Source organism: Paucibacter aquatile (assembly GCF_002885975.1).
Taxonomy (GTDB): Bacteria; Pseudomonadota; Gammaproteobacteria; order Burkholderiales; family Burkholderiaceae_C; genus Paucibacter_A; species Paucibacter_A aquatilis.
This window is the reverse complement of the sequence record NZ_POSP01000004.1, coordinates 25,729-37,914: the sequence shown is the minus strand read 5'-3', so window position 1 is coordinate 37,914 and position 12,186 is coordinate 25,729. Positions and strand designations below refer to the sequence as shown.

Annotated in this window: 6 protein-coding genes and 7 tRNA genes; all 13 read right to left on the bottom strand. The window is 63.4% G+C overall.

Going from position 1 to position 12,186, the window contains the following annotated elements; all coding sequences use genetic code 11:
• Positions 1 to 12 precede the first annotated feature (12 nt).
• Positions 13 to 99 (bottom strand) — tRNA-Leu (locus C1O66_RS19825).
• A 98-nt stretch (positions 100 to 197) separates the two neighbouring features.
• Positions 198 to 273, bottom strand: a tRNA-Gly gene (locus C1O66_RS19820).
• Positions 274 to 333: 60 nt separating this feature from the next.
• Positions 334 to 409, bottom strand: a tRNA-Gly gene (locus C1O66_RS19815).
• A 392-nt stretch (positions 410 to 801) separates the two neighbouring features.
• Positions 802 to 877, bottom strand: a tRNA-Gly gene (locus C1O66_RS19810).
• 17 nt (positions 878 to 894) lie between these two features.
• A tRNA-Cys gene (locus tag C1O66_RS19805) sits at positions 895 to 968 on the bottom strand.
• A gap of 116 nt (positions 969 to 1,084) precedes the next feature.
• A tRNA-Gly gene (locus C1O66_RS19800) sits at positions 1,085 to 1,160 on the bottom strand.
• A 148-nt stretch (positions 1,161 to 1,308) separates the two neighbouring features.
• Positions 1,309 to 3,717: an endopeptidase La gene (gene lon / locus C1O66_RS19795; RefSeq protein WP_102769772.1), complete on the bottom strand. Its 2,409-nt coding sequence runs from the start codon at positions 3,715 to 3,717 to the stop codon at positions 1,309 to 1,311.
• Positions 3,718 to 3,828: 111 nt separating this feature from the next.
• Positions 3,829 to 5,097 carry an ATP-dependent Clp protease ATP-binding subunit ClpX gene (clpX, locus tag C1O66_RS19790; protein ID WP_102769771.1) on the bottom strand — a complete coding sequence of 423 codons (1,269 nt, stop codon included), beginning with the start codon at positions 5,095 to 5,097 and terminating at the stop codon, positions 3,829 to 3,831.
• 131 nt (positions 5,098 to 5,228) lie between these two features.
• Positions 5,229 to 5,837, bottom strand: a complete 609-nt coding sequence (gene clpP / locus C1O66_RS19785; RefSeq protein ID WP_102769770.1) for an ATP-dependent Clp endopeptidase proteolytic subunit ClpP — start codon at positions 5,835 to 5,837, stop codon at positions 5,229 to 5,231.
• Between the two features lie 162 nt (positions 5,838 to 5,999).
• Complete coding sequence (gene tig, locus C1O66_RS19780) at positions 6,000 to 7,316, bottom strand: trigger factor (RefSeq protein ID WP_102769769.1); 1,317 nt, start codon at positions 7,314 to 7,316, stop codon at positions 6,000 to 6,002.
• Between the two features lie 27 nt (positions 7,317 to 7,343).
• Positions 7,344 to 7,430 (bottom strand) — tRNA-Leu (locus C1O66_RS19775).
• A gap of 224 nt (positions 7,431 to 7,654) precedes the next feature.
• A complete protein-coding gene (locus tag C1O66_RS19770; protein WP_102769768.1) occupies positions 7,655 to 10,852 on the bottom strand; it encodes an efflux RND transporter permease subunit in 3,198 nt (1,065 codons plus the stop codon).
• 15 nt (positions 10,853 to 10,867) lie between these two features.
• Entirely contained in the window at positions 10,868 to 12,028 is a 1,161-nt protein-coding gene (locus tag C1O66_RS19765; RefSeq protein WP_102769767.1) for an efflux RND transporter periplasmic adaptor subunit, read from the bottom strand.
• Positions 12,029 to 12,186 lie beyond the last annotated feature (158 nt).

Sequence of the window (12,186 nt, the reverse complement as noted above, 5' to 3'; positions counted from 1 at the left end):
CTGGCGCGCTGCTGGTGCCCAGGACGGGACTTGAACCCGTACGACCGTGAGGTCGGCGGATTTTAAGTCCGCTGCGTCTACCAATTTCACCACCCGGGCGGCGGTCAGGTCGCGCATTATCGCTGCGTCTGCTGACGCGAATGCACGGCGACTGTGGAATGCAAAAAGGGAAGCCGCTGGCTTCCCTTTTGCAGATCTGGAGCGGGTAACGAGGCTCGAACTCGTGACCTCAACCTTGGCAAGGTTGCGCTCTACCAACTGAGCTACACCCGCATTTTTCGAATCTACTCCGCACCGGCAGCAAACCCGTTGGTAGGGTTGTGAAAACAAATTTGGAGCGGGTAACGAGGCTCGAACTCGTGACCTCAACCTTGGCAAGGTTGCGCTCTACCAACTGAGCTACACCCGCATCGTTTTCTTCCACCAGCTTGCCGAGCAAACCAGCTTCCGAACTGATGACACTGTGTCCATCTTGTTTTCGCTTCGCTGTTTTTGCACTTGAATCATCAAATGCGTCATCAGCGAAGTCTTGCATTCTATACCGAATATTTTGCTTCTCGCAAGCCTTCTCGCGAGATTTTTGAATTGACGCGAACTCTGTTCAGGCCCAGCTGCCACCGCCGGCCTCCGTTGCGCAGGTCATTGAACACCGGGCGTCCATAGCGCCATGTCTGCAATGCTGAATTCACGGCGCAAAACAAAAAGGGAAGCCATCAGGCTTCCCTTCTTCAATTCCAACGGCGCCTGGTTTCTTAGTCTCTGCATGAAGCAGTTTCTTCAAACACCGGCCAATCGCCTGTTTGGAGCGGGTAACGAGGCTCGAACTCGTGACCTCAACCTTGGCAAGGTTGCGCTCTACCAACTGAGCTACACCCGCATATGCACATCAAATTTTGGAGGCGCGATCCAGAGTCGAACTGGACTAACCGGATTTGCAATCCGGGGCATAACCGCTTTGCTATCGCGCCAAACTCTTCTTCCTTTAATCAGCAGAAACCGAGATTTCAGCTGATTAAAAAAGGGAAGCCGGGGCCTCCCTTTTTGCGAATCATCTCATGCAAACATGAGTGGATTCTTGTATTTCTGGAGCGGGTAACGAGGCTCGAACTCGTGACCTCAACCTTGGCAAGGTTGCGCTCTACCAACTGAGCTACACCCGCATCGCTTGCTACTTCAACACCTTGCTGATTTTGCTGTTTCCAGCTGCCTCGGCAACCTGTCGAAGCGCAGATTCTAAACCAGATTTTTGCTGTTCTGCAAGCCCCCTGCCAGATTCGGAGGAACGAGCGGGGAGACGACTTCGCAGCGTCAGTGCGTGGCCGCAGGCGCGGCCACCACCGGCTCGGTCTTGGCCGCAGCCGCCGGCTCGTCATCGGGCAACGGCACAGGCATGGATTCCAGCGCCACTTCCAGCACCCGATCGATCCAACGCACCGGCACGATTTCGAGCTGGTTCTTCACGTTCTCGGGGATGTCTTGCAAGTCCTTGACGTTCTCTTCCGGGATCATCACGGTCTTGATGCCGCCACGATGAGCCGCCAGCAGCTTCTCCTTCAGGCCGCCGATGGCTGTGACTTCACCGCGCAAGGTGATCTCACCGGTCATCGCCACATCGGCACGCACCGGGATGCCCGTCAGGGCCGAGACAAAGGCCGTGGTCATGGCGGCACCCGCGCTCGGGCCGTCCTTGGGCGTGGCGCCGTCGGGCACGTGGACGTGCACATCGCGCTTCTCGAACAGCTCGTCCTTGATGCCCAGCAGGCGGGCGCGTGAACGCACCACCGTACGCGCCGCCTCGACGGATTCCTTCATCACATCGCCCAGCGAACCGGTGCGGATGATGTTGCCCTTGCCCGGCATGGCCGTGGCTTCGATGGTCAGCAGATCGCCGCCCACCTCGGTCCAGGCCAGTCCGACCACCTGGCCGACCTGGTTCTTCTTCTCGGCGCGGCCGAAGTCGTACTTGCGCACGCCCAGGAAGTCGTGGAGGTTGTCCTCGGTCACCACCGCCTTGCCCTCGATGGTCTTGAGCGTCAGGCCCTTCACCACCTTGCGGCAGATCTTGGAGACTTCGCGCTCCAACGAACGCACACCGGCTTCACGGGTGTAGTAGCGGATGATGCCGCGAATGGCGGACTCGGTGACTTCCATCTCCTCGTCCTTGACGCCATTGTTCTTACTCTGCTTGGGCAGCAGATAGCGCTGGGCGATGTTGACCTTCTCGTCCTCGGTGTAACCCGAGAGGCGGATCACTTCCATCCGGTCCAACAGCGCCGGCGGGATGTTCATCGAGTTGGAGGTGGCGATGAACATCACATCGGACAGGTCGAAGTCGACCTCGACGTAGTGGTCACCGAAGGTGTGGTTCTGCTCCGGGTCCAGCACTTCGAGCAGGGCCGAAGACGGATCACCGCGGAAGTCCATGCCCAGCTTGTCGATCTCGTCGAGCAGGAAAAGCGGGTTGCGCGTGCCGACCTTGGACAGGCTCTGCAGCACCTTGCCCGGCATGGAGCCGATGTAGGTGCGGCGGTGGCCGCGGATTTCGGCTTCATCCCGTACGCCACCCAGTGCCATGCGCACGAACTTGCGGCCGGTGGCACGCGCCACCGATTGACCCAGCGAGGTCTTGCCGACACCCGGAGGGCCGACCAGGCACAGGATGGGCGCCTTGACCTTGTCCACGCGCTGTTGCACGGCGAGGTACTCGACGATGCGGTCCTTGACCTTGTCCAGGCCGTAATGGTCTTCGTTCAGCACGTCGACGGCATTGGACAGATCGAACTTGATCTTGGTCTTCTTGCTCCAGGGCAGATTGACCAAGGTCTCGATGTAGTTGCGCACCACCGTGGCCTCGGCCGACATGGGCGACATCAGCTTGAGCTTCTTCAGCTCGGCGTCGGCCTTCTTGCGCGCTTCCTTGGGCATGCGGGCGGCCTGGATCTTCTTGTCCAGCTCCTCCAGATCGGCACCTTCTTCGCCGTCGCCGAGTTCCTTCTGAATGGCCTTGACCTGCTCGTTCAGGTAGTACTCACGCTGGCTCTTCTCCATCTGGCGCTTGACGCGGCCACGGATGCGCTTTTCCACCTGCAGGATGTCGACCTCATGCTCGAGCAGATCGAGCAGGGTTTCCAGGCGCTTGCTGACCTCGGCCAGGTCCAGCACCGACTGCTTGGCGTCAAGCTTGAGCGGCAAGTGGGCGGCGATGGTGTCGGCCAGGCGACCGGCGTCGTCGATGCCGCCGATCGAGGTCAGGATCTCGGGCGGGATCTTCTTGTTCAGCTTGACGTATTGGTCGAACTGCTGCGTGACCGCGCGGCGCAGGGCCTCGACCTCGGGCTTGGGATCGGTCTCGGGCGGGATGGGCAGCACCTCGGCCACGAAATGCTCTTCACCGTCGGTGATCGAGGTGGTGGTGGCGCGCTGCAGGCCTTCGACCAGCACCTTCACCGTGCCGTCGGGCAGCTTGAGCATTTGCAGGATGCTGGAGACGCAACCGACTTCGAACATATCGTCCGACTTGGGCTCGTCCTTGCCGGCAGCCTTCTGGGCCACCAGCATGATCTGGCGACCTGCTTCCATCGCGGCCTCGAGGGCCTTGATGGACTTGGGGCGACCCACGAAGAGCGGGATCACCATATGCGGGAACACGACCACATCGCGCAGCGGCAGCAGCGGCAGGGTGATGGGTTCCGCAGGCAAAACAGGATGACCGGACATGAAAACCTCTCTTTCTCAGACCCAGATGCGGTCTGAGGGCTGTATTGCAAGATGCCCGGGGGCATGGAACTGGCGGCAATTCACCGCCAGTTCGTTTGTCTTCATTCGACCTCAGGCGCTGGCCTTGGCCTGCTCGCGATACACCAGCAAGGGCTTGGCGGCTTCGTCAATGTTGTGCTCGTCCAGCACCACCTTGGCCACGCCGTCCAGGGCTGGCAGCTCGAACATGGTGTCGATCAGCGAGAGCTCCATGATGGAGCGCAGACCGCGGGCACCGATCTTGCGCGCCAGCGCCTTGCGGGCAATGGCCGTCAGGGCCGAGGGGCGAACTTCCAGCTCGACGCCGTCCATGGCGAACAGCTGCTGGTACTGCTTGACCAGCGCGTTCTTGGGCTCGGTCAGGATCTGCACCAAGGCGTCTTCGGTCAGCTCGCCCAGGGTGGCCACCACCGGCAGACGCCCAACCAGCTCGGGAATGATGCCGAACTTGATCAGATCTTCGGGCTCCACTTCGCGGAACAGCTCGGCCGCGCGGCGGTCGGTCTTGCTCTGCACCGAAGCGCCGAAGCCGATACCGGACTTTTCCGAACGGTTCTGGATGACCTTCTCCAGGCCATCGAAAGCGCCGCCGCAGATGAACAGGATGTTGGTCGTGTCGATCTGCAGGAAGTCTTGATTCGGGTGCTTGCGGCCACCTTGCGGCGGCACCGAAGCCATGGTGCCCTCGACCAGCTTCAGCAAAGCCTGCTGCACGCCCTCGCCCGACACATCGCGGGTGATGGAGGGGTTGTCGGCCTTGCGGCTGATCTTGTCGATTTCGTCGATATAGACGATGCCGCGCTGGGCGCGCTCGACGTCGTAATTGCAGTTCTGCAGCAGCTTCTGGATGATGTTCTCGACATCCTCGCCCACATAACCCGCTTCGGTCAGCGTGGTCGCGTCGGCGATGACGAAGGGCACATTCAGCAAGCGCGCCAGGGTCTGAGCCAGCAGGGTCTTGCCGGAGCCGGTGGGGCCGATCAAGAGGATGTTGCTCTTGGACAGCTCGACCGTGTCCTTGGTGCCGGCCATATGGCGCAGGCGCTTGTAGTGGTTGTAGACCGCGACCGACAAGGTGCGCTTGGCGACATCCTGGCCGATCACATACTGATCGAGGCTGGCCTTGATCTCGCTGGGCACCGGCAGATCAGACTTGCTGGCGCGCGCCTGCGGCGTGTCGGCCGGCACTTCGTCGCGGACGATGTCATTGCAGAGCTCGATGCACTCGTCGCAAATGAACACCGATGGGCCAGCGATCAGCTTCTTCACCTCATGCTGGCTTTTGCCGCAGAAGGAGCAGTACAGGACTTTTTCGCTGGAATTGCCTTTTTTCTCGGCCATGGATCTGCTTGTCTTTCAGGCGTGAATGCCTGCAGTGATGATAGTTCAAACGGACAAGGGGCCCTTTTCTGGATAAGGGCCCCCTCCTGCCGTCAATTGGGCCTGGATTCAGGCCGCCAGCGAGCGGATGCTCAGGCGCGCTTTTCCACCACCTGGTCGATCAGGCCATAGGCCTGCGCTTCAGCGGCGGACATGTAGTAGTCGCGCTCGGTGTCGTTCTGGATCTTCTCCAGGCTCTGACCCGAACGCTCGGCCAGGATGCGGTTGAGCTGCTCGCGGGTCTTGAGGATCTCGCGGGCGTGGATCTCGATGTCGGTGGCCTGGCCCTGCGTGCCGCCCAGCGGCTGGTGGATCATGACCTTGGCATTCGGCAGCGCCATGCGCTTGCCCTTGGCCCCTGCGGCCAGCAGGAAGGCGCCCATGCTGGCGGCCATGCCCATGCACAGGGTCGACACCTGGGGCTTGATGAACTGCATGGTGTCGTAGATCGACATGCCGGCCGAGACGCTGCCGCCGGGCGAGTTGATGTAGAGGAAGATGTCCTTGTCGGGGTTCTCGCTCTCCAGGAACAGCATCTGCGCCACCACCAGATTGGCCACGGCATCGTTCACCGGGCCGACCAGGAAAATGATGCGCTCGCGCAGCAGGCGGCTGTAGATGTCGTAGGCGCGCTCACCGCGACCCGATTGTTCGATGACGATGGGCACCATGCCCAGGTTGTTGATTTCCAGCGCGCTCATGGATGTTCTTCCTCAGAAAAATGGGCTTGATGACCGAACGACTTGCTTGCACCGACTAGGTATGGGGACTGATTATGTGGCCGCAAGAGAAAGCCTGAAAAAATGAAAAAAGGCGCCGGCCTTGCGGTACGGCGCCTCTCAGGCTGCGGGCAGCCGACGAGATCAGTTGCCGGCGGTGGCCATCAGCTCGTCGAAGGGCAGGGTCTTGTCGCTGACCTTGGCCTTGGACAGCACGAAATCGGTGACGTTGTTTTCAACGACCACGGCTTCCACTTCGGCCAGACGGTTGCGATCGCTCAGGTACCAACGCACCACTTCAGCGGGCTTTTCGTAGCTCTGGGCCAGCTCTTCGATGTGCGCTTGCAGCTGCTCGGGCTTGGCTTGCAGATTGTTGGCGCGCACCAGCTCGGCCACCACCAGACCCAGGCGCACGCGGCGCTCGGCTTGGGGCTTGAAGATTTCTTCGGGGATCGGCGCCTTGTCGGCATCCTTCACGCCACGCTTCTTCAGGTCTTCGCGGGCTGCGGCCACCAGGCGTTCGGCTTCGCCTGCCACCAGGGCGTTGGGCACGTCGAGTTCGGCACTGGCCACCAGGGCTTCCATCACGGCGCCCTTGTTGCGAGCCAGCACGCGGAACTTCACTTCGCGCTCAAGGTTCTTCTTGATGTCAGCGCGCAGGCCGTCGACCGAGGCTTCACCAATGCCCAGGGACTTGGCGAAGGCTTCGTTCACTTCCGGCAGGTGCTGAGTTTCGATCTTCTTGACCGTCACCAGGAAGTCGGCTTCCTTGCCGGCCACGTCCTTGCCGTGATAGTCCTCGGGGAAGGCCAGGGGGAAAGTCTTGGACTCGCCCACCTTCATGCCGCGCACGGCCTTCTCGAAAGCTTCCAGCATCTGGCCTTCGCCAATGATGAATTGGAAACCGTCGGCCTTGCCGCCGGCGAAGGGCTCGCCGTCCAGCTTGCCTTCGAAGTCGATGGTGACGCGGTCGCCATCGGCGGCAGCTTCAGCGGCGGCGCGCTGAGCGAAGGTGCGGCGCTGCTTGCGCAGGATGTCGACGGTCTTGTCGATCGCTTCTTCGGTCACTTCGCTGGCGACGCGCTCGATGTCGGCGGCCGACAGATCACCCAGCTTGACTTCCGGGTAGACCTCGAAGGTGGCGTCGAAGGCCATCTGGCCTTCGGGCGACTCTTCCTTCTGGGCGATCTTCGGTGCGCCGGCGACGCGCAGCTGCGCTTCGTTGGCGGCGGCCGAGAAGGCCTCGCCCAGCTTGTCGTTCATGACTTCGTACTGGACGGAGTAGCCATAACGCTGAGCGACCACGCTCATCGGCACCTTGCCGGGGCGGAAGCCATCGGCCTTGACGGTGCGGGCCAGTTTCTTGAGACGGTTCTCGACTTCGCTGTTGATGTCAGCGGCCGCCAGCGTGAGCGTGATGCGGCGTTCGAGCTTTTCGAGGGTTTCGACGGTGACAGCCATTTTTGACTCAGTACAAACAAAGTTATCTGGTGCGCGGGGCCGGACTCGAACCGGCACGCCGGTGAAGGCGTCAGGACCTAAACCTGGTGCGTCTACCAATTTCGCCACCCGCGCTAAGTGGATTCAAGCCTGCTTGGCCCGGCCCCCTCTCAGGAACCCTGCCTTGCAAGCCCGTGGCATTTCGGCAAACCGTGGATTGTAGCCAATTGGAGGGCCAAAAATTGGCCCCAAGGAAAACCCCCGGTGCGCCCCGCTGCGCGAGGCCGCGCGCGCAGGGTCAAGCACCGCGCTTGCGAGGCAGAAAGCGCCCCGCAAGCGATGGTCCGATCACAGCCCGATCACAGCCGCGAGTGCAGCAGCTGGTCGGCGCTGAGCTGCGAGGGCGGCAGCTGAGAATGCCCCTCTTCCGGCCGGCGCACGCGGAACCAGGCCGCGTACATGGCCGGCAGCGCCAGCAGCGTCAGGGCCGTGGCGACGATCAGGCCGCCCATGATGGCCACGGCCATCGGCCCCCAGAACACGCTGCGCGACAACGGCACCATGGCCAGCACGGCCGCCGCCGCGGTCAGCACGATGGGCCGGAAACGCCGCACCGCTGACTCGACGATGGCGTTCCAGGCCGGCACGCCGCGCGCCCGGTCCTGCTCGATCTGGTCGATCAAGATGACCGAGTTGCGCATGATCATGCCCATCAGCGCGATCACACCGAGCAGGGCCACGAAGCCGAACGGCTTGTCCAGGATCAGCAGCGCCGCCGCCACACCCGCAATGCCCAGCGGCCCGGTCAGGAACACCAGCATGGAGCGCGAGAAGCTCTGCAGCTGCAGCATCAGCAGGGTGAAGGTGATGAAGAGCATCACCGGCACGCCGGCCGCGATCGAGCCCTGGCCCTTGCTGCTTTCCTCCACGGCGCCGGCGACAGAGATGCTGTAGCCCGGCGGCATCTTGGCCTGCAACGCCTGCAACTGCGGCCAGATCTGCGCGCTGACCGTGGCGCCCTGCATGCCCTCGGTCACATCGCCCTGCACGGTCACCGCATAGCTGCGACCCTGGCGCGCCAACACGCCGGGCTCCCAGGCAAAGCCAACCTTGGCAATCTGCGTCAGCGGCACCGAGCGGCCGGTGCCGGTCATGACATAGGCATTGCCGATGTCGGTGATGGCGTTGCGCTCTTCCTGCGGCGGGCGCAGCACGATGTCCACCAGCTTGTCGCCCTCGCGGTACTGGCCGATGGTGGTGCCGGAGAACATGGTGCGCGAAGCCTGCGCCAGGCTCTGGCTGGTGACGCCCAGCGCGCGCGCCTTGTCCTGGTCGACATCGAGCTTGAGCACCTTGATGGACTCGCGCCAGTTGTCATTGACGCCGCGCATATGCGGGTTGGCGCGAACAATCTCCTTGGCCTGATCGGCCCAGTAGCGCACCTGCTCGACCTTCTCGCCCGAAACGCGGAACTGCACCGGATACGCCACCGGCGGTCCGTTGGGCAGCAGCTTGACGCGGGCGCGCACCTCAGGGAACTCCGCCGCCAGCAGCTCGGGCAGGCGCTTGCGCAAGGCCTCGCGCTCCTTCATGCCCTTGGGCAGGACGATGGCCTGGCTGACCGCCGGATCGGGGAAGACCACGTCCATGGGCAAGTAGAAGCGCGGCACGCCCGAACCGATCCAGGTGCTGACCGTCGAGACCCCCTCCTCCTTCAGCATGCGCGCCTCGAAACGCTCCGCCACGGCACGGCTTTGCTGGATGGTCGAGCCCTCGGGCAAGGTCATGTCGACCAGGATTTCGGGCCGGCTGGAATCCGGGAAGAACTGCTGCTGCACCCGGGTCATGCCCAGCAGGCCGAGTGCGAACACCAGCACGGTGGCGCCAATCGTCAGCCAGCGGTGCTGCACGCACCAACCCACGGCCGTGCGGAAGCGGCTGTAGAAGGGCGTGTCGAACATCTCGTGCGCCTGCCCCTCCTTGGCCGCATGGGTGTGCAGGAGCAGCGCGCCCAGATAGGGCACGAAGTAGACCGACACAAACCAGGAAATCATCAGCGCCGCCGCGGTGACGGCGAAGATGGCAAAGGTGTACTCGCCGGTCACCGACTTGGCCAGGCCGATCGGCAAGAAACCCACCGCCGTGATCAGCGTGCCGGTCAGCATGGGCATGGCCGTCGCGTCGTAGGCGAAGGTGGCGGCGTACATCTTGTCGTAGCCCTCCTCCAGCTTGCGCACCATCATCTCGACGGCAATGATGGCGTCGTCCACCAGCAGGCCCAGGGCGATGATGAGCGAGCCCAGCGAAATCTTGTGCAGGCCCACGCTCCAATAGAACATGGTCACAAAAGTGATGGCCAGCACCAGCGGGATGGTGATCGCCACCACCAGGCCCGGCCAGATGTCCACACGCAGCGGCCGTGTGTGCAGGCCCAGGGCGATGAAGCTGACGGCCAGCACGATCACCACCGCCTCCAGCAGCACCTGCACGAACTCGTTGACCGAGCGGGTCACCGCCTGCGGCTGGTCCTGCACCTGCACCAGCTCGATGCCGGCCGGCAGGGTTTTGCGAATGGCGGCCGTGGCCTTTTGCAAGGCCTTGCCCATGGCGATGATGTCGCCGCCCTTGCCCATGGACACGCCCAGGGCGATCACATCCTTGCCCTGATGGCGCACCATCACGGCCGGTGGGTCGGCATAGCCGCGGCGCACCTCGGCGATGTCCGAGAGGCGCAAATTGCTGGCCTGGCCGGTCACCGGGTTGATGGCGCGGATGGCAAAGTCTTTGAGTGCCTCCACCGAATTGAACTGCCCGCCGATGCGGACCTGCAGATTGCCGGCACCGGCATTGAGCACGCCGCCACCCTCGACCGCGTTCTGCGCGCCGAGCTGGTTGATCACCTGACCGAAGTCCAGGCCCAGATTGGCCAGTCGCTTCTGCGAGACCTCGATGAAGACCTTCTCGGGCTGTGCGCCAAAGGTCTCGACCTTGGTCACATCGGGCACACGCAGCAGCTGCGAACGCACGCGCTCGGCATGCTCGCGCAGCTCTTCCGGCGAAAAACCATCGGCCGAGAGCGCGAAAATGGAGCCGTAGACATCGCCGAACTCGTCGTTGAAGAAAGGCCCGTACACGCCTTGCGGCAGGGTGCCCTTCATATCGCCCAGGCGCTTGCGCACCTGGTACCAGACCTCGGGCACATCCTTGGCAGCCGAATCGTCCTTGAGCTGGAACACCGTCAAGGATTCACCGGGCTTGGTGCTGCTGAGGATCTTGTCGCCCAGCGGCACTTCCTGCAGGGTCTTCTCGATCTTGTCGGTCACCTGCTCGGCCATCTGCTGGGCGGTGGCGCCCGGCCAGAAGGCCTGCACCACCATCACCCGGAAGGTGAAGGGCGGGTCCTCATCCTGGCCCAGCTGGAAATAGGCGGCAAAGCCCATGACCATGAGCACGATCATCAGGTAGCGGGTCAGCGCCGGGTGCTCCAGCGCCCAGCGTGACATATTGAAAGAATGGCGGCCGGCAGCCGCGGGCGCGTGGGGCTCGTGAAGGCTCATGCAGCGTGCTCCGGATCAGCGCGAAGCCGCGGCAGATGCTGCGGCAGGCAGCGCCTGCTCGTAGCGCTTGACCTTCTGGCCGGCCTTGAGCACATGCACACCGGCCACCACCACCTCCTGGCCCGGTTTCAGGCCCGCAGCCACCACCACCTCATTGCCGTCGGCGCCGCCGACCTGCACCGGCTGCTGCTTGACCGTCATCGTGCCCGGCTCCAGCACCCAGACCGAAGTCTGGCCCTGGGTCTGCAAGACCGCCGACAGCGGCAGCTTGATCACCTCGGCCACCCGCGGCGAGCTCAGCAGCACGGCCGCGGTCTGGCCGATGCGCGCATCGAGCTTGCCGGCATCGGCCTTGATCTGGAAGGTGCGAGTCACCGGATCGGTGGCGGCCGACACCTCGCGCAGGCTCAGCGCATGGCTGGGTGCGGCGTCCGCGGCGCCGGGCTTGATCTCGCTCCACAGACGCACCGTCAAGCCGCCGGGCAGACCGGCCGCCTCACGCAGGCGGCCGAGCTGGTCCTCGGGCACAGAGAACACCACATCGCGCGGTCCGTCATGCGCCAGCTGCAGCACCGGCGTGCCGGCGCCGACCACCATACCGGGCTCGGCAAACACGGCCGTCACCACGCCGGCCGCATCGGCGGTCAGCTGGGCATAGGCCACCTGGTTGTTCTGGGCCTCGAACTGGGTGCGGGCCTGCTCCAGCTGAGCTTGCGCGGCCTTGAAAGCCAGGTCGCGGCGCTCCAGCTCGGCGGCGCTGATGAAGCCCTGCTGCTGCAGCTCGATGAAGCGCTTGAGCTCGGCGCCCAATTGATCGCGGTTGGCGCGAGCGGCTTGCAAACCGGCCTTGGCCGCCTGCTGGCCCAGCACCAGATCCTGCGGGTCGATCACAGCCAGCACCTGGCCGGCCTGCACCCGATCGCCGACATTGACCTTGCGGCTGAGCACCTTGCCACCGACACGGAAGGAAAGACGGGACTCCACCCGGGCGCGAACCTCGGCGGCGTACTCATGAACCTGGCCGCTCGAGGCCGATTGCAGGGTCAGGGTGCGCACGGCCCGCTCGGGCTCGGGGGCGGCCTCCTGCATGCCACAGGCACCCAGCAAGGCCACGAGCGGAAAAACAAGGGCGAGCGCAGAAAGCTGGCGGGCACGGCGGGTGACGGTGTGGGGCATGAATGACCTCGAATCGTGCTTCACCGCCGCGCGGTCGCTGGAGTCAGCGCCGCGGCTTGCCGGTGAGCGTGGAGCAGAAAAACCAGGGCCTGACCGGCCAGAATCGCCGTTACTGACCAACCGGTCAGCAATGTATTCAAGCGATTCGGCACTGTCAA